Source organism: Hydrogenophaga sp., from assembly GCF_048549895.1.
In the GTDB taxonomy this organism is placed as follows: Bacteria; Pseudomonadota; Gammaproteobacteria; order Burkholderiales; family Burkholderiaceae_C; genus Hydrogenophaga.
Genome location: NZ_JBLYYB010000188.1, coordinates 1 through 25,466, shown reverse-complemented (window position 1 = coordinate 25,466; position 25,466 = coordinate 1). Strand labels below are relative to the sequence as shown.

Genomic DNA, 25,466 nt, shown 5'->3' with positions numbered 1-25,466 from the left:
CGGGCTATTGTGCCTTTGGCATGTTGCGGGCCGGGGCTGTGGGACTTGCCGCCTGATCCCTGGCGAAACCGATGAAGTGCTCCAGCGCCGGGCTCACGGCATCGGCGCGCCACACCAGGCTGGTTTCACACGCGGGCACCGCCCTGCCCCGTGGCCAGGCCACCGCGCGGTACACCACGCCCGGCCGCTGAAACTGCCGCACGCTCTGCGGCACCCAGGCCATGCCCAGCCCGGCCGACACGAGGTTCACGATGGTCTGCATCTGGATGGCCTCTTGCGCCACCTGCGGCGCACGCCCGGCCGCGTTGTAGAGCGCAAAGATCGCGTCGAAAAGCGACGGCAGGATGCGCCGGGGAAAGATCACCAGCGGCTCGGCCAGCAGGCGTTTGAGCGCGGGACGCTCCTCGGCCGCCAAAAGGTGTGATTCGGGCAGGGCCACCACCAGCGGTTCGCTGGCGATCAGCGCCTGCGCCAGGCCCGGGGCGGTGAAGCCCGGCGAGTGCAGCACAAAGCCGGCGTCCACCTCGCCGCGCGCCAGCAGCTCCAGCTGCACATCGCCCGTGGCCTCGATCAGCTCCAGCGCCACCTGCGGCCACTGCTCGCGAAACGCACGCACCCAGCGCGGCAGCAAATCGAATCCCACGGTGGACACAAAGGCCAGCCGCAGCCGCCCCAGCTCGCCAGCGGCAGCAGCGCGCGCGAGTTCGGGCAAGGCTTGCGCGCGATTGAGCAGCTCTCGTACCTCGGGCAGCAGAGCCGCACCGGCCGGCGTGATCTGCACGCTGCGCTGCGTGCGTTCGAACAGCCGCACGCCGAGCGCAGCTTCCAGCCCGGCGATGGCCTGGGTGAGCGGCGGCTGGGTCATGTGCAGGCGCGCGGCGGCGCGGCCGAAGTGCAGCTCTTCGGCCAACGCCACAAACTGGCGCCACTGGCGCAATTCAATGCGCAGCGATCTGGATGGCTCATTCATATGCCGAGCGTATCAAACGCGGTATCCAAAGCAATTGGAAAGCGGCCGGGGGCTGCCGCATACTTGACGCTCTTTTTCCCACCCCACGAGACAAGACCATGGCCGACAGCAAAACCATCCCGATCAAGCCCATCAACAGCCGCAGCGCCAACATCACGCAAGGCAAGTCGCGCGCGCCCAACCGCTCCATGTACTACGCCATGGGCTACGAGGAAGGCGACTTTGTGAAACCCATGGTGGGCGTGGCCAACGGCCACAGCACCATCACGCCATGCAACTCGGGCCTGCAGAAGCTGGCCGACGCGGCGATTGCGGGCATCGAGGAAGCAGGTGGCAACGCGCAGGTGTTCGGCACGCCGACCATCTCCGACGGCATGGCCATGGGCACCGAAGGCATGAAGTACTCGCTGGTGAGCCGCGAGGTGATCTCCGACTGCATCGAGACCTGCGTGGGCGGTCAGTGGATGGACGGCGTGGTGGTGGTCGGCGGCTGCGACAAGAACATGCCCGGCGGCCTGATGGGCATGCTGCGCGCCAACGTGCCGGCCATCTATGTGTACGGCGGCACCATCCTGCCGGGTCGCTGGAAAGATCAGGACCTCAACATCGTGAGCGTGTTCGAAGCCGTGGGCCAGAACGCTGCCGGCAACCTGAGCGACGCCGACCTGCGCGAGATCGAGATGCGCGCCATCCCCGGCCCGGGCTCGTGCGGCGGCATGTACACCGCCAACACCATGTCCTCGGCGTTCGAGGCACTGGGCATCTCGCTGCCCTACTCCAGCACCATGGCCAACCCGCACGACGAGAAGATGAACTCGGCGAAGGAGTCGGCCAAGGTGCTGATCGAGGCGATCAAGAAGGACATCAAGCCGCGCGATATCGTGACCAAAGAGGCCATCGAAAACGCGGTGGCGGTGATCATGGCCACCGGTGGCTCCACCAACGCCGTGCTGCACTTCCTGGCCATCGCCCACGCGGCCGATGTCGAGTGGACCATCGACGATTTCGAGCGCGTGCGCCAGAAAACCCCGGTGCTGTGCGACCTGAAGCCCAGCGGCAAGTACCTCGCAGTCGACCTGCACAAGGCCGGCGGCATTCCACAAGTGATGAAGGTGTTGCTCAACGCTGGCCTGCTGCACGGCGACTGCCTGACCATCAGCGGCCAGACGATTGCCGAGGTGCTGAAAGACGTGCCCGATGCACCGCGCGCCGACCAGGACGTGATCCGCCCGATCGACAAGCCCATGTACGAGCACGGGCATCTCGCCATCCTGAAAGGCAACCTCAGCCCCGAGGGCGCGGTGGCCAAGATCACCGGCCTGAAGAACCCGGTGATGACCGGCCCTGCACGCGTGTTCGACGACGAGCAGTCGGCGCTGCAGGCGATCCTGGACGGCAAGATCAAGGCGGGTGACGTGATGGTGCTGCGCTACCTCGGCCCCAAGGGCGGCCCGGGCATGCCCGAAATGCTGGCGCCCACCGGCGCGCTGATCGGTGCTGGTCTGGGCGAGAGCGTGGGCCTGATCACCGACGGCCGTTTCAGCGGTGGCACCTGGGGCATGGTGGTGGGCCACGTAGCGCCCGAAGCTGCGGCTGGCGGCACGATTGCTTTTGTCAACGAGGGCGACAGCATCACCATCGACGCACACAAGCTGCTGCTGGAGCTCAACGTGCCCGAGGCCGAGATCGCCAAGCGCCGTGCGGCGTGGACAGCACCGGCACCGCGCTACACGCGTGGCGTGCAGGCCAAGTTCGCGTTCAATGCATCCAGCGCCAGCAAGGGCGCTGTTCTGGACAACTATTGATGGGTTTCAGCGCGAGCGGCGCTTGGTCTTGATGCCGAGGTTCTCGCGCTGTTTGTCGATGCGGTCCTGCTTCTTCTTGTCCATCTTGTCCATCTCGCGGCGTTTGGTGTAACCCGTGGCGTCAGCCCAGGCCCACCACACCGCGGCCAGGGCAAAGGGCGTCAGCACCCACCACCACGAGAGATTCACCGCGAAGCCCACTTCGAGGTACTTCATCAGCATCAAGATCACGCCCAGGATCAGCAAATACATCACACGCTCCAGTAAAGGCCCGACAAAGCACGGCAAGATTCTGTAAGCGATCGTTTCTTCAGACGCCTGCTTCGCTAAACTCCAGACTGTGCTGGTTTCAGCATTCACTCACAAGGACAACCCCATGAAACGCGCTCTCCTGATTATGGCCGCCATGACCACGCTGGCCGCTCCCGCTTTCGCCGACGAAGCCCTGGCCAAGAGCAAGAACTGCATGGCCTGTCACGCGGTGGACAAGAAACTGGTCGGCCCTTCCTACAAGGATGTCGCCGCCAAGTACGCCGGCGATGCCAAGGCGGTCGATGCCCTGGCCACCAAGATCATCAAAGGCGGCTCGGGCGTGTGGGGCGCGATCCCCATGCCTGCGAACACGCAGGTGAGCGAGGCCGAAGCCAAGAAACTGTCGGCCTGGGTTCTCAGCCAGAAATAAGCGCTGCTTTCACCCACAAAAAACCCGCTGGAAAAATCCAGCGGGTTTTTTGTTGCCTGCACGGGACCGAAGTCCCGAGCGGAGGTCAGTTGTTTTCCGACAGCTGATCGAGGATCGCGGGATTCTCCAGGGTGGAGGTGTCTTGTGTGATCGCCTCGCCCTTGGCGATGGAGCGCAGCAGACGCCGCATGATCTTGCCGCTGCGGGTCTTGGGCAAGTTGTCACCGAAGCGGATGTCTTTCGGTTTGGCGATCGGGCCGATTTCCTTGCCCACCCAGTCGCGCAGCACCTTGGCGATGGCCTTGGCTTCTTCGCCGGTGGGGCGCGAGCGCTTGAGCACCACGAAGGCCACGATGGCCTCGCCCGTCAGATCGTCCGGGCGACCCACCACGGCAGCTTCGGCCACCAGGTCGGTCTTGCCCACCAGGGCCGATTCGATCTCCATCGTGCCCATGCGGTGGCCCGACACATTGAGCACGTCGTCGATGCGCCCGGTGATGCGGAAGTAGCCGCGGTCCGCACTGCGCACCGCGCCGTCGCCGGCCAGGTAGTAGCCCTTGAGCTCGTCAGGGAAGTAGCTCTTCTTGAAACGCTCGGGGTCGCCCCAGATGGTGCGGATCATCGAAGGCCAGGGTTTCTTCACCACCAGGATGCCACCCGAGCCGTTGGGCACATCGATACCGGCTTCATCGACGATGGCCGCGGCAATGCCCGGCAGCGGCAGCGTGCACGAGCCCGGCACCAGCGGCGTGGCGCCCGGCAGTGGCGTGATCATGTGGCCACCGGTTTCGGTTTGCCAGAAGGTGTCCACGATGGGGCAGCGCTCGCCGCCCACGTGTTTGTAGTACCACATCCAGGCTTCGGGGTTGATGGGCTCACCCACCGAGCCGAGCAGGCGCAGGCTGGACAGATCGGAGCGCGCCGGGTGCACTTTTTCGTCGCCCTCGGCGGCCTTGATCAGCGAGCGGATCGCCGTGGGTGCGGTGTAGAAGACGGTGCACTTGTGCTTCTCGATCATCTGCCAGAAGCGCCCGGCGTTCGGGTAGGTGGGCACGCCTTCAAACACGATCTGCGTGGCGCCAGCGGCCAGCGGGCCGTAGGCGACGTAGGTGTGGCCGGTGATCCAGCCGATGTCGGCGGTGCACCAGAAGATGTCGTCGGCCTTCAGGTCGAAGGTCCAGTTCATGGTGAGGTTGGCCCACAGCAAGTAGCCGCCGGTGCTGTGCTGCACGCCCTTGGGTTTGCCGGTGGAGCCGGAGGTGTAGAGCACGAACAGCGGGTGTTCTGCGCTCACCATCTCGGCCGGGCACACATCGGACTCGCTGGCCATCACCTCGTGCATGAAGCTGTCGCGCCCGGCCACCATGTTGCAGGCGGTGGGCGTGCGCTGGAACAAGATCACGTTCTTGATGCACTCGCAGCCACCCATGGCGATGCCGTCGTCCACGATGGCCTTGAGCGGCAGCTCCTTGCCGCCGCGCAGCTGGTAGTTGGCGGTGATCACGGCCACGGCGCCGGCGTCCTGAATGCGCTCTTGCAAGGCCTTGGCCGAGAAGCCGCCGAACACCACGCTGTGGGTGGCGCCGATGCGCGCGCAGGCCTGCATGGCCACCACGCCTTCGACCGTCATGGGCATGTAGATGACGACGCGGTCGCCTTTCTTCACGCCGCGCGCCTTGAGCGCATTGGCAAAACGCGAGACCTTGGCCAGCAGTTCCTTGTAGGTGACCTTGGTCACCTCGCCGCCATCGGCTTCAAAGATGATGGCGGTCTTGTTCTCCACCGGCGTGCCCATGTGGCGGTCCAGGCAGTTGTACGAGGCGTTGAGTTCACCGTCTTCGAACCACTTGTAGAACGGCGCATTCGACGAATCCAGCGTTTTGGTGAAGGGCTTGTTCCATGTCAGCGTCTCGCGGGCCAGACGGGCCCAGAAACCTTCGAAGTCCTTGTCGGCCTCGTCGCACAGCGCCTGGTAGGCCGCCATGCCGGAGACACGGGCGGCCTTGACGGTGGCCGCGGTGGGCTCAAAAACGCGGTTTTCGACCAGGGTGGATTCGATGGACGTCGACGGTGCGGACATGGGCAGTCTCCTCGGGTGTTGTGGATTCGGGTCAACCAATGACTGTGGGCACGGGCTCTTACGAGCCACTTACATGGCTCGTTGCCACCCCATTGGGACAGCCTCGCACAGCAGCAGGACATCGGTACAAACCCGGGTCAAACCAGCCCGCCACCCTACAATACAGCGGCTTTGAGGCCGCCCGTCCCGGGCACCCGGCGCATCGCCCCTCCCCCCATGACCGACCCTGTCAACAACCCCACCCCGATCCGCGCCCTGCCCAACCTGATCTTCGCCAGCCGCTGGCTGCAGCTGCCGCTCTACATCGGCCTGATCGCGGCGCAATGTATCTACGTCTTCCACTTCTGGGTGGAGTTGGTGCACCTGGTCGAGGCGGCGTTTGGCAGCCAGGTCGCGCTGGACAAACTGGTCAGCAGCATCGGCTACAAGACCGATGTGCAGCTGACCGGCCTGAACGAAACCGTGATCATGCTGGTGGTGCTGGCGCTGATTGATGTGGTCATGATCTCCAACCTGCTGATCATGGTGATCGTGGGCGGCTACGAGACCTTTGTGAGCCGCATGCACCTGGAAAACCACCCCGACCAGCCCGAGTGGCTCAGCCATGTGAACGCCTCGGTGCTGAAGGTGAAGCTGGCCACGGCCATCATCGGCATCAGCTCCATCCACCTGCTCAAGACCTTCATCAACGCGGCCAACTACACCGAGCAGGTGTTGATGTGGCAGACCATCATCCACGTGGTGTTCCTGCTCAGCGCCATGGCGATTGCGGTGACCGACAAGCTGATGCAGCCGCCCCCGGGCCGCTCGCACTGAAGGCTCAGCGCCCCACCATCTGTTCGGGGCGCACCCATTGGTCGAACTGCTCGGCCGTCACATGGCCTGAAGCCAGGGCCGCTTCGCGCAGGCTGGTGCCTTCCTTGTGGGCCTTCTTGGCGATCTGCGCGGCCTTGTCGTAGCCGATGTGTGGGTTGAGCGCGGTCACCAGCATCAGTGAACGCGAGACCAGCTCTTTGATGCGCTCGCGGTTGGGCTGAATGCCCACGGCGCAGTGGTCGTTGAAACTGCGCATGCCGTCGGCCAGCAGGCGCACGCTCTGCAGGAAGTTGTGCGCCACCATCGGCCGGAACACATTGAGCTCGAAGTTGCCCGAAGCGCCGCCGATGTTGATGGCCACGTCGTTGCCCATCACCTGCGCGCACAGCATGGTGACCGCTTCGCTCTGCGTGGGGTTCACCTTGCCCGGCATGATGGACGAGCCCGGTTCGTTCTCCGGAATGCTCAGTTCGCCGATGCCGCTGCGCGGCCCGCTGGCCAGCCATCGCACGTCGTTGGCGATCTTGTTCATGCTGGCGGCCAGGGTCTTGAGCGCGCCGTGCGCATGCACCAGGGCGTCCACGCTGGCCATGTTTTCGAACTTGTTCGACGCGGTCACGAAGGGCAGACCGGTCAGCCGCGCCAGTTCGGCCGCCACCGCCTCGGCGTAACCCTCGGGCGCATTCAAGCCGGTGCCCACCGCCGTGCCGCCCAACGCGAGTTCGCACAGGTGGGGCAATGCATCGCGCACATGCTTTTCACCGTGTGCGAGCTGCGCCACCCAGCCCGAAATCTCCTGACCCAGCGTGAGCGGTGTGGCGTCCTGCAGGTGTGTGCGGGCGATCTTCACGATGTCGGTGAAATCGGCTGCCTTCTGCGCCAGCGTGGCCCGCAGCGCGTTCAGCGATGGCAGCAGCCGGTGCGTGATCGCGTCCACCGCCGCCACGTGCATGGCGGTCGGAAACACGTCGTTGCTCGACTGGCTGCGGTTCACGTCGTCGTTGGGGTGCACCAGCCGGCCTTCGCCGCGCTGCCCACCCAGCAACTCGCTGGCGCGGTTGGCCAGCACCTCGTTGAGGTTCATGTTGGTCTGCGTGCCCGAGCCGGTCTGCCACACCACCAGCGGGAATTCGGCCTCGTGTTGCCCGGCAATCACCTCGTCGGCCGCGGCAACGATGGCCTGGGTCGTCTGCGCGTCCTGCAAGCCCAGCGCGTGGTTGACCACAGCAGCGGCGCGCTTGACCTGCGCCAGCGCGCGGATGAACTCGCGCGGCAGACGCTCGCCGGAGATGTCGAAGTTGAGCAACGAGCGCTGGGTCTGTGCTCCCCACAAGCGGTCGACCGGTACCGCGATGGGGCCGAAGGTGTCGCGCTCGGTGCGCGTGAGGCTCTGGTTCATGGATCGACTCCTTGCGGCGAGGCGCTGTCGCCATCGATGCTCTTGCGGCGGCGCTTCCACAAGGTGGTGCGCGAAATGCCCAGGCGCCGCGCGGCTTCGGAAACACGCCCACCCGAGAGCGCCAGAGCGCGCTCGATCTGCTCCAGCTCCGCCTGCTCGCGGGCATCGGCCAGGGTGGCGTGAGCGGTCGCATCGAGCCGCTCTTCCGGGAACAGATCGGCAGGCGTGATGTGGTCTGCGTCGACCAGTGCTGCAGCCCGCTCGATGCGGTTGCGCAACTCGCGCACGTTGCCAGGCCAGGTGTGGGCCACCAGCGCGGCGGGTGCAGCGTTGTCCAGACACAGGCCGGGCATGCCGTTGCGCCTGGATGCCTCGCGCACAAACCGTCGCGCCAGCGGCTCGATCTCGTCGGGCCGCTGGCGCAGCGGCGGGATCGTCAGCTCCACCACCGCCAGGCGGAAATACAGGTCTTCGCGAAATGCGCGCTGCGCCATGCGCTCGTTCAGATCGGCGTTCGTCGCGGCGATGATGCGACCGCGAAAACGCAGATCGCTGCGCGCACCCACGCGGCGAAACACGCCGTCTTGCAACACCCGCAGCAGCGCGGTCTGCAGGCGTGTGTCGAGCTCGCCGATCTCGTCGAGGAACAGCGTGCCGTCGCCCGCCTCTTCAAAATGCCCGACGTGCGCGGAGACCGCGCCGGTAAAAGCACCGCGTTCGTGACCGAAGAACTGGCTCTCCATGAGCTCGCGCGCGATCGCTCCGCAGTTGACCGCCACAAAAGGCTGCCCGGCGCGTGGCGACTGCGCATGCATGTAGCGCGCTGCCACTTCCTTGCCCACGCCGGTCTCGCCGCGCAGCAGCACCGGCAGGTCGCGGGCGGCGAGCCGCTGCAGGTCGCGAGCGAGCCCTTCGGTGGCGGGCGAGAGGCCAAACACCGGCTCGGCGGCAGCGGAAGGTTCTGCGGCAAGCGCGCGGATACGCTCGACCAGGACGTCGACGTCGTAGGGCTTGGTGAGGTAGTCGTCGGCCCCGGCGCGCACCAGCCGCACGGCCTGGCCGATGTCGGCGAACGCGGTGACGAACAGGATGGGGGTGTCGCCCAGGAAAGGCAGGGCGCGGCGGTAGAGGTCTTCACCCGAACCGTCGGGCAGGCGGATGTCGGCCAGCACAAAGGAAGGCCGGCTGGCGCGCAGTGCGGCCATGGCCTGGGCGCAGGTCTCGGTCCAGCGCACCTGGAAGCCTTCAAGGCGCAGACGTTGCGCCACCGCGCCGCCGAGCACACGGTCGTCTTCAATCAGCAGGATGTCGATCATGGGTCCAGAGGCAGGTGCAGGGTGATGTGGGTGCCACCGCTGGAGTGTGCATCGACCGAGACCCGGCCGCGCAACTGCTGCACCAGCCGCACGATCACGGCCACACCCAGTCCGCCCTGCCCGGCCTGGGGTTCTCCACGGACCAGGCTGCGCGCGACCTCGGGTGCCATGCCGGTGCCCTGGTCGATCACTTCGAGCACCAGCGCACGCGTTTCGCGGCGAACGCGCAGACAGACCTCGCCACCGGCACGGGTGGCGCGCACGGCGTTGATCAGCAGGTTGAGCAGCACCTGCCTGACCTCGGTGGCGGCCACGGGCAGCTCGTCCGGCAGGCCGGCCTCGGCCTCCACCCGCACCGTGACGCCGCGCTGCCGCGCATCGGCGGCCACCAGGCGCTGCACATCATGCAGGTCCTGCAGCCCCAGGCTGCGTTCACGACTGCCCGGGCGGTGGGTCGTGAGCGTGGCGTCGACCACGTCGCGCAGGGCCAGCACGCCGCGCTCGATGAAGTCCAGCGCGTCTTGCCGCGCTTCGGGCTGGTCGCCGAACTTGCGCAGCGTCTGGATCGCCGTGACCATGCCGCCCAGCGGATTTCGCACCTCGTGCGCCAGCGTGGCGGCCAGCCGACCCAACACCGCTTCGCGCTCCTGCTCGGACAGCAGACCGAGCATGGCCTCTCGCTCGCGTGCGTCATCGGCCATGCGGTTGACGGCACGCATGAGCCGCGCGGTCTCGGGATCGCTGGCCTCGATGAGATCGGCCGGCAAGGACAGGCCCTGCTGCAGGTGCTGAGTGACCCGTGCCACCGGGCGCTGCATCTGGCGCGCCACCACAAATCCGAGCAAGGCGCAAAGCACGCTGACGACCAGATCAAGCAACACCAGGCCCCAGCGCAGTTGCTCGCGTTCGCGGTTGAAGCCGCTCACATCCAGGTTGGCCAGCACGCGGTTCGAGTCTTCCAGTGTGCGCCAGACCCACACACTCTGATCACCATCGGCCAGTCGCGCGCCGATGCGGGCCGTCAACACGTCTGCGGGCCAGGCGGCCAGGGGAAGACCGGTGCGCTCGGCGCTGGCCAGCGCGCGGCCTTGTGCGTCGAGCACGGCCAGGCGGCGGTCCTCCACGCCCTCGGTCACGGCCAGTGCACGCTCCAGCACGCCCACCATGGCCGGTGCATCACCGGCGCGCAGCGCGGGCAGCAGTGCGGCCGACAGGCCGTCCAGGTACACCTGTCCGATGCTGGCCATTTGCGCCTCGAACTGGCGCGACACGCTTTGCATTGCCACCTGGGTGGTGCCCATGGCGGCAGCAAAGATCATCAAGGCCACCGCCGCCGGCAGGCGCACGGTCAGCGGCAGGCGGCGGTACCAGGCGGCGATCGAGCGGGGAAACGGCATGCTGGCAAGTCGGAAACAAGGGGTGACCCGACCTTACCAGCCAGGTCAGGCCCCGAGAACCCGCAGCGGCACCTCGGCACGCCAGCGCAGGCGCCGCGCCACATCCACCCGCTGATCGAGCACGCCCTGGTCAAACCAGGCCTGGGGTGCAACGGCAACCACGGTGTGAGCACCGGCCAGGGCGTGCAGCAGGCGTCGGGGATGCCCCTCCTCCAGCCGCACCGACCAGCCCAGCCCCGATCTGGCAGCCGCCTGCTCGAAGCGCTGGATCACGTCGGCGGCGCTCTGGCGCGCCTGTGCCAGACGCCGCTCGCGCATGCGCTGCGCGTAGGTCAAACCACCGATGGGCACCGGCCCCACGCGAGCCAGGCGCGGGGCGTCGATGATGGCCACGCCGCAGAGTTCGGCGCCGTGCTGGCGCGCCAGGTCCACCGCCTCCTCGATGGCGCGTGCCATGCAGGGCCCGTCGGTCAAGGCCAGCACCACTCGGCCCACCGTGCGAGGTGCCGCGCCAAAGCGCCCGCGCGGCAGCACCTCGGCCAGGCTGTCCTGCGCGGTGCCGCGCCACAGCGGCGCCCCGCCCACGTACGCTGCGCGGCCCAGCAGATGACCGGCCACGGGTGTGGTGAGCAGCAAAAACACAATGGCCAGCGCCACCTTGATCCAGGTCGAGAGACTGCCCTCGGCCACCGCCACGCCCAGCAGCACCAGACCGCTGCCCACCACACCGGCCTTGGTGGCGGCGTGCATGCGCATGAAGAAGTCCGGCAGACGCAGCACGCCGGCCGATGCCAGCAGGCACACGAGCGCGCCGGAGATGAGCAACAGGGATGCCAGCCAGGCGGTCATGGTGCGTCCTCCTCGCGGATCGAGCCGCGTTCGATGAAAGCGGCAAATGCCACGGTGGCCAGAAAGCCGATCAGCGCCACGCCCAGCGCGATGTCCACAAACGCCGGGGCGTCGGCCACCAGCGCTGCCACGCCGGCGGCGGCCACACCCAGCAGGCTGAGCATGTCCAGTGCCACCACACGGTCGGCTGCGTGCGGCCCCCGCACGATGCGCACACCGGCCAGCACGAGCGACAACAAGAGCAGCGCAGCGGTGGTGGCGAGCACCCAGGTGGGCAGGTTCATGGCCGCTCTCCTTCGCCCAGCGCAGCGCGCACACGGACCTCGAAGCCGTCCACGATCTGCGCCACCGGATCGCCCTCCAGATTCATCACATGGGCATAGAGCACCTTGCGGTCTGAAGAAATGTGCAGGCTGGTGGTGCCCGGCGTGAGGGTGATCATGTTGGCCAGCATGGCAATGCCGGCGTCGCTGCGCACCGTCAGCGGAATGGCCACGATGCCGCTGCGCGCGGCCCGCTGCGGGTGCAGCACCGTGCGCGCCACCTGGTGTACCGAGAGCAGCAGTTCACGCATGAACAGGCCGGCCAGCGCCAGCCAGTTCCACACCGATCGCATCGTCATCATGGAGACGCCTCCTGGCCGAGCACGGCCTTCATGTAGCCATGGGGCACGAGCAACTGGTCGGCTGCGCGCAGGGAAAACTCGACGAAAGGTTCGGTCGCCAGGCCGATGGTGAGCGTGATGGCCGCCAACCCCGCCACCGGCACCAGCATGGCCCAGCGCTTGCGCGGCGCAGCGCGCCATTGCGCTGCCGCCTGGGCAGACAGTGCCGTGGTGGGCGCTTTCCAGAAGGCTTCGTTCCAGATCTTCACCATCGAGTACAGCGTGAGCACGCCCACCGCCAGGGCCACGCCGGCCAGCACGGTGTGGCCCGCATCCAGGCTGGACTTCACCACCATGAACTTGGCCCAGAAACCCGACAACGGAGGCACCCCGGCCAGCGAGAGCGCGGGCACCGCAAACAACAACGCCAGCACGGGCGCACTGCGGTGCAGCCCACCCATGGCCTTGAGGTCGAAGCCGCCACCGGCCACGCGCATGGCACCTGCGATCAGGAACAGGTTGGCCTTCACCACGATGTGGTGGATCACATAGAGCACCGAGCCGGCCAGCGCCAGCGGTGTGGCCACAGCCAGGCCCACCAGCATGTAGCCGATCTGGCTGATGATGTGAAACGACAGGATGCGCCGGATGTCGTAATGCGCCGCCGCGCCCAGCACGCCGGTGACCATGGTGAGCACGGCAACCGCGCCGATGACCGGTCCGGTGTAGCCCGCGTCACCAGTGAACAGCAGCGTGAAGGTGCGCAGGATCGCGTACACGCCCACCTTGGTGAGCAGCGCAGCAAAGATCGCCACCACCGGCGCGCTGGCCGTGTGGTAGGCCGCCGGCAGCCAGAAAAACAGCGGGAACAGCGCCGCCTTGGAGCCGAACGCCAGCAGGAACATCACCGCCAGCGTGGTCACCAGACCCTGGTTGCCCACCCCGGGCAGTGTGCGCGCCAGGTCGGCCAGGTTGAGCGTGCCGGTGAGGCCGTAGAGGAAACCCACCGCGATCAAAAACAGGGTGGTGGCCACCAGGTTGAGCGTGACGTACTTGACCCCGGCATCCAGCTGGGCGCGCGTGCCGCCCACCACCAGCAGGCCGAACGACGAGATCAGCATGATCTCGAACCACACGTAGAGGTTGAACAGGTCGCCCGTGAGGAAGGACCCGCACACGCCCATCAGGAGACCGTGGTAGAGCGGATGAAAGAACGCCCGCTCGCGTTCGCGTGCGCCGTCCACCAGCGCATAGATCGACACCGCCACCGCCATCACGGCCGTCACCAGCACCATGGCGGCGGACAGCAGGTCGGCCACGAAGGTGATGCCGAAAGGCGCGGCCCAGGCGCCAAACTGCGTGGCGAGGATGGTGCCGTCGAACACCGCCGCCAGCAGCGCGATCGCCGCCGCCAGCAAGGCCACGCTGCCGGCCACACTCGCGCAGCGCTGGGTCAGCGGGTGGCCGCGCAGCAGCGCACACAGCGCCAGCGTGAGCAGCGGAATCGCCACCGGCAGGGTCAACAGCAGATGGGTGTTCATCGGGGCTCCGCCTCGCGCATGGCCTCGGTGTCCAGCGTCCCCAGGCGCTGGTGCGCCTGCTCGAAAAGCACCACGGCGTAGGCCACCAGCGCAAACGAGATCACGATGGCCGTGAGGATCAGCGCCTGCGGCAACGGGTTGGCGCTGACTGCCATGAAGGTCTCACCCTCGGGCACCAGCGGCGGCACGCTCGAACCGAGCCTGCCCGCGATGAAGATCGAGAGGTTGGCGCTGTTGCCCAGCAAGAGCAGGCCCAGCACGATGCGCAGCACATTGCGCGACATCAACAGGTAGGCCGCGATGGACGCCATGAAACCGAAGGCCAGCACAAAGAAGAATTCCATCAGTCGTCCAGGTAATGAGAGAGAAACGCCAGCACCGAGCCCAGCACTGCGAGGTACACACCGATGTCGAACAGCAGCGCCGTGCCGATGACGAAACCGCCCTCCCACACCGCCCACTGGTGGGTGAGAAAAGGCTGGCTCAGCAGCAGCCCGGGCAGGCCCGAGGCCAGCGCCAGCAGCAGGCCCACGGCAGCGATGCCACCGGGCGACAGGCGCAGCAAGGCCAGCAGCCTTGCGCGCCCGCGCGGCAGGGCGTGAATGGCAAAACCTGCGGCCGCCATGAGGCCACCCACAAAGCCGCCACCCGGCTCGTTGTGACCGCGCCAGAGCAGGAACAGCGAGAACGCCAGTGCCACCGGCAGCACCAGCCGACCGCACACGCGCAGGATCAGCGGGTTCATGCGGCCTCCTTGTCGTCTGCCTGGCGGGCACGCACGCTGGCAATGACAGCAGCCGCGGCCAGCGCGGCCAGCGCAAGCACGGCAATCTCGCCCAGTGTGTCGAGTGCCCGGAAGTCAACAATGATCACGTTCACCAGGTTGCGTCCGTGCGCCTCGGTCACGCTGACCGCACGGAAGTAGTCGGACAGGCGCGCATCAAACGGCGTCGCCACCACCGCCAGCAACACCAGCGAAGCCGCCACGCCAAAGGCCCCGGCGGCCAGCGCATCGCGGCGCCGCTCTGCGGCACGGCGCGGGTCCACCTCATGAAACGGCATGCGCCCCACGATCGCCAGCAAGATCACGATGGCCAGCGCCTCCACCGAAAACTGAGTGAACGCCAGATCGGGAGCGCCGTGGAACAGGAAAGTCAATGCCACCAGAAAGCCCACCATGCCCGCTGTGACGATGCCGGACATGAAGCTGCGGGCGCGCAGCACAGCGGCAGCGGCCAGCACCATCAGCAGCGGCAGCGCCACCTCGGGTCCGATCTGATCCCGGCGCGGCCACGCCACGGCGACACCACCCCGCAGCCAGAGCGTGAGCAACAGGCACGCGGCCGTGAACGCGAACACCGTGCCCAGGTAACGCCGCAGGCTGCCGGTTTGAATGCGCTGCGTTTGCCACGCAGCCACGCGCTGCAGGCCGACGATGAGGCGGTCGTAGCCAGCGTCCGTGCCCCAGCGATCAATGGCGCCCCGGCCAGCCAGGCCCCGGCGCAGCGCGGGCCACCACACCAGCGCCAGCCCGCCCAGGGCCAGGGTGAGTGCGCTCAGGGCAAGCATGGGTGTGAAGCCATGCCAGAGCGACAGCGCCGGCACCACGGCGCGACCCGCCATGGCGCTGGCGGCGGGGCCCAGCAAGGCGGCGGGCCATTGCGGCACCAGGCCGAACAGCAACCCCAGCAGCGCCAGCACGAGCGGGCCGAACCACAAGGCCATGCCCGGGTCGTGCGGCGCGCCAGGCACCGGCTGCGCTGGCCCGAAGAAGCAGCGCAAGGCCACCACGCCGGCCACCACCACCATGCAGGCGTTTGCAAGCAGGGCCACAGCCACCGCCCACCACGAGCCGCCCAGCGCAGCCTCGTAGATCAACTCTTTGCCAATGAAGCCCACAAATGGCGGCAGACCCGCCATCGACAGCCCGGCCAGCACGGCGACCACCGCTGTCAGCGGCATGGCCCGGGCCAGCCCGCCCAGGCGCGTGGCGTCGCGCGTGCCGGCGGCGTGGTCCACGATGCCGGCCACCATGAACAGGCAGGCCTTGTACAGCGCATGCGCCAGCAGAAAGGTGACCACCGCCGTGGCCGCCATGGGGTGCGGCAACCCGATCAGTGTCACCAGCGTACCCAGCGACACCACGGTGGAGTACGCCAGCACGCGCTTGAGATCGCTGGCACGCAGAGCCAGCACTGTGCCCATGAACATGGTGAGCAGGCCCACCGGCATCAGCAGCGCGCTCCACAGGGCGTGTTCACCCAGCGCCGGGTTCAGCCTTGCCAGCAGGTAAACACCCAGCTTGACCATGGTGGCCGAATGCAGAAAAGCCGACACCGGCGTGGGCGCGGCCATGGCGTTGGCCAGCCAGGCATGCAGCGGTGCCTGTGCGGACTTGGCAAACGCCCCGATGGCCACCAACACGATGATGGCGGGCGCCAGGGGGTGTGCAATCAGCGCCGGCCCCTGGGCCACGATGTCGGTGATGCGCATCGAGCCCGCAGCCAAGCCCAACAGGATGGCGCCCGCCAGCAGCGACAGGCCACCCGCCATCGTGATCAGCAAACCCTGCTGCGCAGCGCGGCGCGCCTGGGGTTTTTCGGGCTCGTAGCCGATCAGCAAAAAGGAGGTGAGGCTGGTCAGCTCCCAGAACACCAGCAGGGCGATCAGGTCGTCGGCCAGCACCGCGCCCAGCATCGCTCCCATGAACAGCGTGAGGAACGCAAAGAAGCGCGGCAGGTCGGCTGCGCCGCGCAAGTAGCTGGCGGCATACAGGTAAATGAAGGTGCCGATGCCGGTGATGAGCAGCGCAAACAACAAGGACAAGCCGTCCAGCCGCAGCGACAGCGCCACGCCCAGGCTCGGTATCCAGGCCTGCTGCTGCAGCACCACCTGCCCGCCCGTGACCTCCGGCCACCAGGACAGGAAGGCCACGAACAGTCCGGCGGGCAGCAGCGCCAGCCAGGGCGCCAGGCCCCGGCGCACCACCACCGGGGCCAACACACCGGCGGCCAGGGTGGAAAAAACAAGGGTGGCAAGCATCACGTCAACGGGTCTCCTGTGCCCGTGGTGGTTTGCAAGCGGCGTACCAGCCCTGCAGCGGGGATCGACCCTTTAAAATCAACGACTTGCGAGAGCGCCTGACCCCGGTGTGTTCAGCTTTTGCAACCGCTGTCCGGTGCCCGTTCACAAAGCTGAACGAGGTGGCTTCGATACACTGGAGAGCATCCCCATCAACCCCATCACAGCCCTCCCCATGACGACCACGATCAAGCGCGACGATCTCGTCGAGAGCATTGCCGCCGCCCTGCAATACATCTCGTACTACCACCCGGCCGACTACATCGCCCATCTCGCCCGCGCCTACGAGCGCGAGCAGAGCGCCGCCGCCAAGGACGCCATTGCGCAGATCCTCACCAACAGCAAGATGAGCGCCATCGGGCACCGTCCGATCTGCCAGGACACCGGCATCGTCAACGTGTTCCTCAAGGTCGGCATGAACGTGAAGCTCGACGGCTTCACCGGCAGCCTGGAAGACGCCATCAACGAAGGCGTGCGCCAGGGCTACAACCACCCCGACAACCAGCTGCGCGCTTCGGTCGTGGCCGACCCGCAGTTCGCGCGCAAGAACACCAAGGACAACACCCCTGCCGTGATCTTCACCGAGCTCGTGCCCGGCGACACGGTGGAAGTGACCGTGGCGGCCAAGGGCGGCGGCAGCGAAAACAAAAGCAAGATGATCATGCTCAACCCCGGCGACTCGGTGGTCGACTGGGTGATGAAGACCGTGCCCACCATGGGCGCCGGCTGGTGCCCGCCGGGCATGCTGGGCATCGGCATTGGCGGCACCGCCGAGAAGGCCGTGCTGATGGCCAAAGAGAGTCTGATGGACGACATCGACATGTACGAGCTGCAAGGCAAGGCTTCCAAAGGCGAGAAGCTCAGCCAGGTGGAAGAGCTGCGGCTGGAGTTGTTTGACAAGGTCAACGCGCTGGGCATCGGCGCGCAGGGTCTGGGTGGCCTCACCACCGTGCTGGACATCAAGATCAAGATGTACCCCACACACGCGGCCAGCAAGCCTGTGGCCATGATCCCCAACTGCGCCGCCACGCGCCACGCGCACTTTGTGCTCGACGGCAGCGGCCCGGTGTACCTGGACGCACCCAGCCTGGACCTGTGGCCCAACGTGAACTGGGTGCCCGACACCCAGAAGAGCCAGCGCGTGGACTTGAACAAACTGACCAAGGCCGAGGTGGCCAGTTGGAAACCCGGCCAGACGCTGCTGCTCAACGGCAAGATGCTCACCGGCCGCGACGCCGCACACAAGCGCATCCAGACCATGCTGGCCCAGGGCGAGAAACTGCCGGTGGACTTCACCAACCGCGTCATCTACTACGTGGGCCCCGTCGACCCGGTGCGCGACGAGGCCGTGGGTCCCGCCGGCCCCACCACCGCCACGCGCATGGACGGCTTCACCGACATGATGCTGGAGCAGACCGGCCTGATCGCCATGATCGGCAAGGCCGAGCGCGGCCCGGTCGCCATCGAGTCCATCAAGCAGCACAAGAGCGCCTACCTCATGGCCGTGGGCGGCGCCGCCTACCTCGTGTCCAAGGCCATCAAGCATGCCAAGGTGGTGGGCTTCGAAGACCTGGGCATGGAAGCCATCTACGAGTTCGACGTGGTCGACATGCCGGTGACGGTGGCGGTGGATTCGGGCGGCACCAGCGCGCACATCACCGGCCCGGCCGAGTGGAAGCAGCGCATCGCCACCGGCGAGTTCAAGGGCATCAGCGTCGCTGCCGCTTGAAAACCGTCGGCGTGTTCGACAGCGGGGTGGGCGGCCTGAGCGTGCTGCGCGCCCTGCTGGCCGAGCTGCCCGGGGTGCGCTTCGTTTACGTGGCCGACAGCGCGCATGCCCCGTACGGCGAGCGCACGGTGGCCGAGATCACCGAGCGATCGGAAAGCATCACCGCCTGGCTGCGCAGTACCCACCACATCGACGCCCTGGTGGTGGCGTGCAACACCGCCACGGCGCTGGCCATCGACAGCCTGCGCGCCACCCACCCCGACCTGCCCATCGTGGGCGTGGAACCCGCACTCAAGCCCGCCGCAGCCACGAGCCAGACGCGCCACATCGGCGTGCTGGCCACGCGCGGCACGCTCAACAGCGAACGTTTTGCGCGCCTGCGCACGCAGCTTGAAAGCACGGCGTCGAGCCCGGTGCATTTCATCTGCCAGCCCTGCGATGGACTGGCCGATGCCATCGAGCGGGGTGACTTGCAAACGCAACAGGCTCTGTGCGAGCGCTACGTTCAAGCGCTTCGCAACCAAGCGCCCGGCGACATGGACACGGTGGTTCTGGGCTGCACGCACTACCCGTTTGCGGCCGATGTTCTGGCGCAGCTGCTGGGGCCGGATGTGGCGTTGGTCGACACGGGCACGGCGGTGGCACGCCGCACCCGCGACGTGTTGAACGTGTCCGACCCGACGAACACGAACGCAACCTCGCCGATGCTGTTTTCCACCGGCGATCCCGCCGCGCTGTCGCAGGCCGCCGAACGGTGGCTCGGGCTGCGGACCCGAGCAGAAAAGTTAGCAGCTTGAGGCGTTCGCTGTCTGAAGCGCCGCCTCCCGGCCCCGCTTCATGTTGACCGGGATCAACAGCACCAGCCCGATCACGAACAGCATGGCGGTGGACCCGATGGCCAGTCGCTGGTTGCCCCCGGTCATCCAGGTGATGGCGCCGTAACTCAGCGGCCCGATGATGCTGGCCACGCGCGTGGCAAAGGTCCACAGGCCGAAGAACTCGGCCAGCTGCCCCGGCGGCGCGAGCATGCCGGCCATGGCACGGCCCGACGACTGGCTGGACCCCATGCAAACGCCCGCAATGGCCGCGGCGTACCAGAAGCCGCCCTTGGTGGTGGTGATGGCCGCGATGATGCAGGTGACCACCCAGCCCACCAGCGTGATGCCCAGCGCCAGCTTGTGGCCCAGGCGGTCCTGCCAGTAACCAAACGCGAACGCGCCCACCATGGCCGCGATGTTGAGCACGAAGATCAGCACCATGGTTTCTTGCTGCACGAAGCCGATCACCTGCTCGGCGTAGATGGCTGCGAGTGTGATCGCCACCGCCACGCCACCCTGGTAGGCCGTGGCGCAGGCCAACAGCCACATGAAATCCTGGTAGCGCCGCGCCTGCTGGAACGTGCTGCGCAGTTGCTCGAACGACTGGCTCCAGGCTGAACCCGTCACGCCTTTGAGAGGTTGCGCACGCTCGCGCAACAAGACCAGCGTGAACATCGACGCCAGGGCGAACACCGCCGCCGTGATGAACATGGTCACCGGTACAAACTCGGCCGCCTTCTGCCCTTGCGCCTGTGCCCACAACACATAGGCCAGGCTCAAGCCCAGGGCCAACATGCCACCGCAGTACCCCAGGCTCCAGCCCCAACCACTCACGCGTCCCATGGCCGCCGGCCTGGCCAGCTCCGGCAGGAAGGCCGCCACCAGCGACTCGCCCCAGGCAAAGAAGACGTTGGACACCACGATCAACACCATGCCCAGCACCACCGCACCCGGCTCCACCCAGGCCAATGCCGCCGTGGCCAGCACACAGCCGGCGGTCGTGATCATCAGGAGCCGCTTCTTTGCGCCATGCTGATCGGCCCAGGCCCCCATGGCCGGTATGGTGAGCATCACGATCAGGTGCGACAGGCTCAGCGCTGCGGTCCAGGCGAACGCAGCCCACTCGGCGCCATCGGCCACCGCACCCACAAAGTAAGCGGCAAACACCGCGGTCAACACCACCGTGGTGTAGCCCGAGTTGGCAAAGTCGAACATCGCCCAACCAAACACCTCGCGCTTGCGCACGCCGGGATTCAGGGCATCGGTGGAAAAGAAAGACATGGACGCTCCGGGCGGCGGATTCGGAGTTCCGCCGTGCAGCGCAGTCTAGTGCCTGGGCATGTCAGGGCCGACAGAGGCCCGACTCGGTCAATGCAAATGACGCGGCTTGCGCGGACCACCGTGGCCCGACTGGCCACCGTAACCCCTCGGTGGTTTGCCCAATTGCATGGAATTCACCAAGGCGTCAAAGCGCTGGGTGAACAGCTTGTCGATCGAGCCCACCACATCGCCCAGCTCGGACGCATCAAAGTGACGCTCCATGATGTGCAACACGTCCTGCACCAGCAGATCGCGCTGCACCTGCATGATGGCCGCCGGCGTGGGGCCCACAAAACACATCAGGAAATCGTCGCGCGCCTCTTCTTCGGAAGACTCGTCTTCTTCGTCGAACTCGGCGTCGTAGAACGACACCTCCAGCGGTGCGCCGGTGGACGCGATGTCGTTGAGACCCATGCAGGCCTCTTCGATCACCTGGCGGAAATCCTCGTCGCCGGGCACGGTCCAGCAGATCTGCAGCACGTGGGACTCAGCATCAAAACGAATGCCCGGCTCATCCTCGTAACTGCTCTCGGCCGCAGCCGCCAACGACTTGGCACCCGCGTAGACCCACAACGGCTTGAGCGCGTCCTGGATCTGGGCAAAGACCACATCGTCGCGCAAAGGCACATCACCATGCACGTGGATCTCGAAGGGCGCGTTGTATCGGGTCATGAAAACTCACTGTACCGGCGAAACCGGAAAAAACCTAGCCTGGTGCCTCGAACCGGGGTCGAACCGGTACGCTCCCTTTCGGGATGGCGGCGGATTTTAAGTCCGCTGTGTCTACCAATTTCACCATCGAGGCCGAGCGTGGATTGTCGCAGGTGACGACACCCCACAAGAGAGTCCGCCGCAAGCACCGGTCGGCTGAAATGAAACAACCCCGGCAACAAACTTGTTGGCGGGGTTGCAGATGATCTGGAGGCGCGATCCGGAGTCGAACCGGACTAACCGGATTTGCAATCCGGGGCATAACCGCTTTGCTATCGCGCCATCAGCGTCGGTGCTGAAAGCACCGATCTGAAAAGGCTACAAAAAAGGGAAGCATAGCTTCCCTTTTTGAATCTGGAGCGGGAAACGAGACTCGAACTCGCGACCTCAACCTTGGCAAGGTTGCGCTCTACCAACTGAGCTATTCCCGCATTTTTCAACACTTTTCAGTGCTGTTCCGCTTGTCTGCCGGAAGCTGAAATTCTAACCTAAAAAACAGGCCTCTTTCAAGCCCCCTCAAATTTTTTGATCAGTGTTTCACCGCGTCCTGCCCGGGCGTGGGCGCACGCGTGGAGGCCGCAGCAATCTGCGCCGCCACCTCTTCGTCGGTCAACGGAACGGGCTGGCGTTCGAGGGCAATCGCCAGCACTTTGTCGATCCATTTGACCGGCACGATTTCCAGACCCTGCTTCACGTTGTCGGGAATGTCGGCGAGGTCCTTGACGTTCTCTTCAGGGATGATCACCGTCTTGATACCGCCACGCAAAGCCGCCAGCAGCTTCTCTTTCAAGCCACCGATGGCCGTGACTTCACCGCGCAAGGTGATCTCGCCCGTCATCGCCACATCGGCACGCACCGGGATGCCGGTGATGGACGACACCAACGCAGTGGTCATGGCAGCGCCTGCGCTCGGACCGTCCTTGGGCGTGGCGCCGTCGGGCACGTGGATGTGGATGTCGCGTTTGTCGAACTGTTCGTCCTTGATGCCCAACATACGGGCGCGGCTGCGCACCACCGTGCGCGCGGCCTCAACCGATTCCTTCATCACGTCGCCCAGCGAACCGGTGCGGGTGATGATGCCCTTGCCCGGCATGATCGCGACTTCGATGGTCAGCAGATCGCCACCCACCTCGGTCCACGCCAGACCGACCACCTGGCCCACTTGGTTCTGCGCCTCGGCACGGCCATAGCTGTACTTGCGCACACCCAGGAAGTCGTTGAGGTTCTCGGCGTCCACCACCACGGTGGGTGTGTACTTCTTGAGCAGCAATCCCTTGACCACCTTGCGGCAGATTTTGGAGAGTTCGCGCTCAAGCGAACGCACACCGGCTTCGCGGGTGTAGTAACGCACGATGTCGCGCACCGCCTCTTCCTTCACCTCCAGCTCGCCCTCTTTCAGGCCGTTGTTCTTGAGCTGTTTGGGCAGCAGGTAGCGCATCGCGATGTTGGTCTTTTCCTCTTCGGTGTAACCCGAGAGACGGATCACTTCCATGCGGTCCAGCAGGGCCGGTGGAATGTTCATCGAATTCGAAGTCGCAACGAACATCACGTCGGAGAGATCGAAGTCGACTTCCACGTAGTGGTCACCAAACGTGTGGTTCTGCTCCGGGTCCAGCACTTCAAGCAAGGCGCTCGACGGGTCGCCGCGGAAGTCGGTGCCCAGCTTGTCGATCTCGTCGAGCAGGAACAGCGGGTTGCGGGTGCCTACCTTGGAGAGGCTCTGCAACACCTTGCCCGGCATGGCACCAATGTAGGTGCGGCGGTGACCCCGAATCTCGGCTTCGTCGCGCATGCCGCCCAGGGCCATGCGAACGTACTTGCGCCCGGTGGCTTTGGCCACCGACTGCCCGAGCGAAGTCTTGCCCACACCGGGTGGACCCACCAGGCACAGGATGGGCGCCTTGACCTTGTCCACGCGCTGTTGAACAGCAAGATACTCAAGGATGCGGTCCTTGACCTTCTCCAGACCGTAGTGGTCTTCGTTGAGCACCGCCTCGGCGTGCGCCAGGTCGTGCTTGATCTTGGTCTTCTTGCTCCAGGGCAGCACCACCAGCGCATCGATATAGTTGCGCACCACGGTGGCCTCTGCCGACATGGGCGACATCAGCTTGAGCTTCTTGAACTCCGCATCGGCCTTCTTGCGCGCTTCGGCGGGCATCTTGGCGGCCTTGATCTTCTTCTCGATCTCTTCGATGTCCGCGCCCTCTTCGCCTTCGCCCAGCTCTTTCTGGATGGCCTTGACCTGTTCGTTCAGGTAAAAGTCGCGCTGGTTCTTTTCCATCTGGCGCTTCACGCGGCCACGGATCTTCTTGTCGACGTTGAGGATGTCGACCTCGCGCTCCAGTTGCTCGAACAGGTTTTCGAGCCGCTTGTTGATCGGGTCGAGGTCGAGCACGACTTGCTTGGACTCGAGCTTGAGCGGCAGGTGCGCGGCGATCGTGTCGGCCAGGCGGCCCGGGTCGTCGATGCTGGAGATCGAGGTCAGGATCTCGGAGGGGATCTTCTTGTTGAGCTTGACGTACTGGTCGAACTGCTGCATCACCGCGCGGCGCAGGGCTTCGAGCTCGTTGGACTGCGTGTCCGCGCGCTCGACCGCCGGGTCGACCGGACTCACGCTGGCGATGAAATGGCTCTCGCCGTCGCGGATGGCCAGCACCTTGGCGCGCTGCACACCTTCCACCAGCACCTTCACGGTGCCGTCGGGCAGCTTCAGCATCTGCAGGATGGTGGCAACGCAGCCCATTTCGAACATGTCGTCGGTTGACGGCTCGTCCTTTGCGGCAGCCTTTTGTGCGACCAGCATGATGCGGCGCTCGGACTCCATGGCTGACTCCAGGGCCTTGATGCTCTTGGGGCGGCCCACGAACAGCGGAATGACCATGTGCGGGAAGACCACCACATCGCGCAGGGGCAGCAGCGGGAGTTCCACCGGGGAGCTGGGGAGAGGAGTTTGTCCGGACATTTCAACCTCGACTAAAACGGGTAACTGGGGTTGGTGCGGGCGATATCAACCGGACGCATCGCTGGGGCACTGCGTGCAGCGCCCGTGGTCGCAGACCTGTTCAGGCCTGCTTGGCCGCCTCGCGGTAAACCAGCAGAGGTGGCTTGTTTTCGTCGATGGTGGACTCGTCCACCACCACCTTCTCGACGTTGTTCATGCTCGGGAGTTCGAACATGGTGTCGATCAATGCGTTTTCGAGAATGGAGCGCAATCCGCGCGCACCGGTCTTGCGGGCCAAGGCCTTGCGGGCGATGGCCTTGAGCGCGGCGGGCCGCACCTCCAGCTCGGCGCCTTCCATGGCCAGCAGGCGGGAGAACTGCTTCACCACCGCGTTCTTGGGTTCGGTGAGGATTTCGACCAACGCGTCTTCGCTGAGTTCCGACAGCGCGGCGATCACCGGCACGCGGCCCACGAGCTCGGGGATCAGGCCGAACTTGATCAGGTCTTCGGGTTCGATTTCCTTGAACGCCTCGGTCAGGCTGCGCTGTTTCTTGCTCTTCACCGTGGCGCCGAAGCCGATGCCCGAAGCCTCGGTGCGGTTCTCGATGATCTTTTCCAGCCCGGCAAACGCGCCGCCACAGATGAACAGGATGTTGGTCGTGTCGACCTGCAGAAAGTCCTGGTTGGGGTGCTTGCGCCCGCCTTGCGGCGGCACGGAAGCCATGGTGCCCTCGATGAGCTTGAGCAAGGCCTGCTGCACGCCTTCGCCCGACACGTCTCGGGTGATGGACGGGTTGTCGGACTTGCGGGTGATCTTGTCGATTTCGTCGATATAGACGATGCCCTGCTGGGCGCGTTCCACGTCGTAATTGCAGCTCTGTAGCAACTTGGCGACGATGTTCTCGACGTCTTCACCCACGTATCCGGCTTCGGTCAGCGTGGTGGCGTCGGCCATCACAAACGGTACGTTGAGCATGCGCGCCATGGTCTGGGCCAGCAGCGTCTTGCCCGAGCCTGTGGGCCCGATCAGCAGGATGTTGCTCTTGGCCAGTTCCACATCGTCCTTGCGGGCCGTTTGTTTGTGGCGCAGGCGCTTGTAGTGGTTGTAGACCGCCACGGCCAGGGCGCGCTTGGCACCCTGCTGACCGATCACGTAGTTGTCGAGGTTGGACTTCAGGTCGGAGGGCGTGGGCACGTCGTCGCCCGCGGCCTTGACCGACTCAAGACCCGGCAACTCGTCACGGATGATGTCGTTGCACAGGTCGATGCACTCGTCGCAAATGAACACCGAGGGGCCGGCGATGAGCTTTTTGACCTCGTGCTGGCTCTTACCGCAGAAGGAGCAGTAGAGCGCTTTTTCGCTGGAGGTCGCTTTTTTGTCGGCCATAGAGGGGCGTCAGGTGGATC

Annotated in this window: 22 protein-coding genes and 3 tRNA genes; 5 read left to right on the top strand and 20 right to left on the bottom strand. The window is 65.8% G+C overall.

Features of this window, described 5'->3' with window-relative positions:
- Positions 1-4 precede the first annotated feature (4 nt).
- Positions 5-970 (bottom strand): LysR family transcriptional regulator, encoded by a 966-nt coding sequence (locus ACN4F8_RS17895; RefSeq protein WP_419474804.1) that lies wholly within the window; start codon positions 968-970, stop codon positions 5-7.
- Between the two features lie 98 nt (positions 971-1,068).
- Here ACN4F8_RS17895 and ilvD point away from each other — a divergent pair, with 98 nt between their 5' ends.
- On the top strand, positions 1,069-2,775 hold the full coding sequence (gene ilvD, locus ACN4F8_RS17890; protein ID WP_419474803.1) for a dihydroxy-acid dehydratase: 1,707 nt from the start codon (positions 1,069-1,071) through the stop codon (positions 2,773-2,775).
- 6 nt (positions 2,776-2,781) lie between these two features.
- Here ilvD and ACN4F8_RS17885 read toward each other — a convergent pair whose 3' ends face one another.
- A complete protein-coding gene (locus ACN4F8_RS17885) occupies positions 2,782-3,027 on the bottom strand; it encodes a TIGR04438 family Trp-rich protein (RefSeq protein WP_419474802.1) in 246 nt (81 codons plus the stop codon).
- Positions 3,028-3,151: 124 nt separating this feature from the next.
- On the opposite strand from ACN4F8_RS17885, the gene ACN4F8_RS17880 reads away from it, so the two are divergent.
- Entirely contained in the window at positions 3,152-3,457 is a 306-nt protein-coding gene (locus ACN4F8_RS17880) for a c-type cytochrome (protein WP_419474801.1), read from the top strand.
- Positions 3,458-3,542: 85 nt separating this feature from the next.
- On the opposite strand, the gene acs is transcribed toward ACN4F8_RS17880, so the two are convergent.
- Positions 3,543-5,537, bottom strand: coding sequence for an acetate--CoA ligase (acs, locus tag ACN4F8_RS17875; RefSeq protein ID WP_419474800.1), 1,995 nt, complete (start codon positions 5,535-5,537; stop codon positions 3,543-3,545).
- A gap of 216 nt (positions 5,538-5,753) precedes the next feature.
- Between acs and ACN4F8_RS17870 the strand changes: the two genes are divergently transcribed.
- Entirely contained in the window at positions 5,754-6,353 is a 600-nt protein-coding gene (locus ACN4F8_RS17870) for a TIGR00645 family protein (protein ID WP_419474799.1), read from the top strand.
- Between the two features lie 4 nt (positions 6,354-6,357).
- Here the strand turns inward: ACN4F8_RS17870 and fumC are convergent, their stop codons facing one another.
- From fumC to mbhE, 10 genes are read right to left on the bottom strand one after another with little or no spacing between them, the layout of a single operon-like run.
- Positions 6,358-7,752 carry a class II fumarate hydratase gene (fumC, locus tag ACN4F8_RS17865; protein WP_419474798.1) on the bottom strand — a complete coding sequence of 465 codons (1,395 nt, stop codon included), beginning with the start codon at positions 7,750-7,752 and terminating at the stop codon, positions 6,358-6,360.
- A complete protein-coding gene (locus ACN4F8_RS17860; RefSeq protein WP_419474797.1) occupies positions 7,749-9,068 on the bottom strand; it encodes a sigma-54-dependent transcriptional regulator in 1,320 nt (439 codons plus the stop codon). Before ACN4F8_RS17860 ends, fumC begins: the two co-directional genes overlap by 4 nt.
- Positions 9,065-10,465, bottom strand: coding sequence for a sensor histidine kinase (locus ACN4F8_RS17855; protein ID WP_419474796.1), 1,401 nt, complete (start codon positions 10,463-10,465; stop codon positions 9,065-9,067). Before ACN4F8_RS17855 ends, ACN4F8_RS17860 begins: the two co-directional genes overlap by 4 nt.
- Before the next feature lie 45 nt (positions 10,466-10,510).
- A complete protein-coding gene (mnhG, locus tag ACN4F8_RS17850) occupies positions 10,511-11,314 on the bottom strand; it encodes a monovalent cation/H(+) antiporter subunit G (RefSeq protein ID WP_419474795.1) in 804 nt (267 codons plus the stop codon).
- Positions 11,311-11,598 (bottom strand): monovalent cation/H+ antiporter complex subunit F, encoded by a 288-nt coding sequence (locus tag ACN4F8_RS17845; RefSeq protein ID WP_419474794.1) that lies wholly within the window; start codon positions 11,596-11,598, stop codon positions 11,311-11,313. The genes mnhG and ACN4F8_RS17845 overlap by 4 nt, the downstream gene beginning before the upstream one ends.
- Complete coding sequence (locus ACN4F8_RS17840) at positions 11,595-11,939, bottom strand: Na+/H+ antiporter subunit E (protein ID WP_419474793.1); 345 nt, start codon at positions 11,937-11,939, stop codon at positions 11,595-11,597. The genes ACN4F8_RS17845 and ACN4F8_RS17840 overlap by 4 nt, the downstream gene beginning before the upstream one ends.
- Positions 11,936-13,459, bottom strand: coding sequence for a Na+/H+ antiporter subunit D (locus ACN4F8_RS17835; protein WP_419474792.1), 1,524 nt, complete (start codon positions 13,457-13,459; stop codon positions 11,936-11,938). The genes ACN4F8_RS17840 and ACN4F8_RS17835 overlap by 4 nt, the downstream gene beginning before the upstream one ends.
- Positions 13,456-13,803, bottom strand: a complete 348-nt coding sequence (locus ACN4F8_RS17830) for an NADH-quinone oxidoreductase subunit K (protein WP_419474791.1) — start codon at positions 13,801-13,803, stop codon at positions 13,456-13,458. Before ACN4F8_RS17830 ends, ACN4F8_RS17835 begins: the two co-directional genes overlap by 4 nt.
- Positions 13,803-14,204 carry an MnhB domain-containing protein gene (locus ACN4F8_RS17825; RefSeq protein WP_419474790.1) on the bottom strand — a complete coding sequence of 134 codons (402 nt, stop codon included), beginning with the start codon at positions 14,202-14,204 and terminating at the stop codon, positions 13,803-13,805. The genes ACN4F8_RS17830 and ACN4F8_RS17825 overlap by 1 nt, the downstream gene beginning before the upstream one ends.
- Positions 14,201-16,501, bottom strand: coding sequence for a hydrogen gas-evolving membrane-bound hydrogenase subunit E (gene mbhE / locus ACN4F8_RS17820; protein WP_419474789.1), 2,301 nt, complete (start codon positions 16,499-16,501; stop codon positions 14,201-14,203). The genes ACN4F8_RS17825 and mbhE overlap by 4 nt, the downstream gene beginning before the upstream one ends.
- Positions 16,502-16,715: 214 nt before the next feature.
- On the opposite strand from mbhE, the gene ACN4F8_RS17815 reads away from it, so the two are divergent.
- Both ACN4F8_RS17815 and murI read left to right on the top strand, forming a co-directional pair.
- Positions 16,716-18,269 (top strand): fumarate hydratase, encoded by a 1,554-nt coding sequence (locus ACN4F8_RS17815; protein ID WP_419474788.1) that lies wholly within the window; start codon positions 16,716-16,718, stop codon positions 18,267-18,269.
- On the top strand, positions 18,266-19,066 hold the full coding sequence (gene murI / locus ACN4F8_RS17810) for a glutamate racemase (protein ID WP_419474787.1): 801 nt from the start codon (positions 18,266-18,268) through the stop codon (positions 19,064-19,066). Before ACN4F8_RS17815 ends, murI begins: the two co-directional genes overlap by 4 nt.
- On the opposite strand, the gene ACN4F8_RS17805 is transcribed toward murI, so the two are convergent.
- The 7 genes from ACN4F8_RS17805 to clpX all read right to left on the bottom strand — a co-directional run bounded on the left by ACN4F8_RS17805 (position 19,055) and on the right by clpX (position 25,446).
- Entirely contained in the window at positions 19,055-20,368 is a 1,314-nt protein-coding gene (locus ACN4F8_RS17805) for an MFS transporter (RefSeq protein ID WP_419474786.1), read from the bottom strand. The genes murI and ACN4F8_RS17805 overlap by 12 nt on opposite strands.
- Positions 20,369-20,455: 87 nt before the next feature.
- Positions 20,456-21,079, bottom strand: a complete 624-nt coding sequence (locus ACN4F8_RS17800) for a DUF6806 family protein (RefSeq protein ID WP_069046213.1) — start codon at positions 21,077-21,079, stop codon at positions 20,456-20,458.
- Between the two features lie 40 nt (positions 21,080-21,119).
- Positions 21,120-21,212 (bottom strand) — tRNA-Leu (locus tag ACN4F8_RS17795).
- A gap of 114 nt (positions 21,213-21,326) precedes the next feature.
- Positions 21,327-21,400: transfer RNA gene (locus tag ACN4F8_RS17790), tRNA-Cys, on the bottom strand.
- Between the two features lie 73 nt (positions 21,401-21,473).
- Positions 21,474-21,549, bottom strand: a tRNA-Gly gene (locus tag ACN4F8_RS17785).
- A 98-nt stretch (positions 21,550-21,647) separates the two neighbouring features.
- A complete protein-coding gene (lon, locus tag ACN4F8_RS17780; RefSeq protein WP_419474785.1) occupies positions 21,648-24,080 on the bottom strand; it encodes an endopeptidase La in 2,433 nt (810 codons plus the stop codon).
- A 100-nt stretch (positions 24,081-24,180) separates the two neighbouring features.
- Positions 24,181-25,446 carry an ATP-dependent Clp protease ATP-binding subunit ClpX gene (gene clpX, locus ACN4F8_RS17775; RefSeq protein ID WP_419474784.1) on the bottom strand — a complete coding sequence of 422 codons (1,266 nt, stop codon included), beginning with the start codon at positions 25,444-25,446 and terminating at the stop codon, positions 24,181-24,183.
- Positions 25,447-25,466: the final 20 nt, after the last annotated feature.

Coding starts and splice junctions, on each gene's coding strand:
- ACN4F8_RS17895 (WP_419474804.1), bottom strand. CDS start 970: ATGAATGAGCCATCCAGATCGCTGCGCATTGAATTGCGCCAGTGGCGC.
- ACN4F8_RS17825 (WP_419474790.1), bottom strand. CDS start 14,204: ATGAACCCGCTGATCCTGCGCGTGTGCGGTCGGCTGGTGCTGCCGGTG.
- mbhE (WP_419474789.1), bottom strand. CDS start 16,501: ATGCTTGCCACCCTTGTTTTTTCCACCCTGGCCGCCGGTGTGTTGGCC.
- mnhG (WP_419474795.1), bottom strand. CDS start 11,314: ATGACCGCCTGGCTGGCATCCCTGTTGCTCATCTCCGGCGCGCTCGTG.
- ACN4F8_RS17835 (WP_419474792.1), bottom strand. CDS start 13,459: ATGAACACCCATCTGCTGTTGACCCTGCCGGTGGCGATTCCGCTGCTC.
- ACN4F8_RS17845 (WP_419474794.1), bottom strand. CDS start 11,598: ATGAACCTGCCCACCTGGGTGCTCGCCACCACCGCTGCGCTGCTCTTG.
- ACN4F8_RS17855 (WP_419474796.1), bottom strand. CDS start 10,465: ATGCCGTTTCCCCGCTCGATCGCCGCCTGGTACCGCCGCCTGCCGCTG.
- ACN4F8_RS17870 (WP_419474799.1), top strand. CDS start 5,754: ATGACCGACCCTGTCAACAACCCCACCCCGATCCGCGCCCTGCCCAAC.
- fumC (WP_419474798.1), bottom strand. CDS start 7,752: ATGAACCAGAGCCTCACGCGCACCGAGCGCGACACCTTCGGCCCCATC.
- ilvD (WP_419474803.1), top strand. CDS start 1,069: ATGGCCGACAGCAAAACCATCCCGATCAAGCCCATCAACAGCCGCAGC.
- acs (WP_419474800.1), bottom strand. CDS start 5,537: ATGTCCGCACCGTCGACGTCCATCGAATCCACCCTGGTCGAAAACCGC.
- ACN4F8_RS17840 (WP_419474793.1), bottom strand. CDS start 11,939: ATGATGACGATGCGATCGGTGTGGAACTGGCTGGCGCTGGCCGGCCTG.
- ACN4F8_RS17860 (WP_419474797.1), bottom strand. CDS start 9,068: ATGATCGACATCCTGCTGATTGAAGACGACCGTGTGCTCGGCGGCGCG.
- ACN4F8_RS17800 (WP_069046213.1), bottom strand. CDS start 21,079: ATGACCCGATACAACGCGCCCTTCGAGATCCACGTGCATGGTGATGTG.
- ACN4F8_RS17880 (WP_419474801.1), top strand. CDS start 3,152: ATGAAACGCGCTCTCCTGATTATGGCCGCCATGACCACGCTGGCCGCT.
- clpX (WP_419474784.1), bottom strand. CDS start 25,446: ATGGCCGACAAAAAAGCGACCTCCAGCGAAAAAGCGCTCTACTGCTCC.
- ACN4F8_RS17885 (WP_419474802.1), bottom strand. CDS start 3,027: ATGTATTTGCTGATCCTGGGCGTGATCTTGATGCTGATGAAGTACCTC.
- lon (WP_419474785.1), bottom strand. CDS start 24,080: ATGTCCGGACAAACTCCTCTCCCCAGCTCCCCGGTGGAACTCCCGCTG.
- ACN4F8_RS17805 (WP_419474786.1), bottom strand. CDS start 20,368: ATGTCTTTCTTTTCCACCGATGCCCTGAATCCCGGCGTGCGCAAGCGC.
- ACN4F8_RS17830 (WP_419474791.1), bottom strand. CDS start 13,803: ATGGAATTCTTCTTTGTGCTGGCCTTCGGTTTCATGGCGTCCATCGCG.
- ACN4F8_RS17815 (WP_419474788.1), top strand. CDS start 16,716: ATGACGACCACGATCAAGCGCGACGATCTCGTCGAGAGCATTGCCGCC.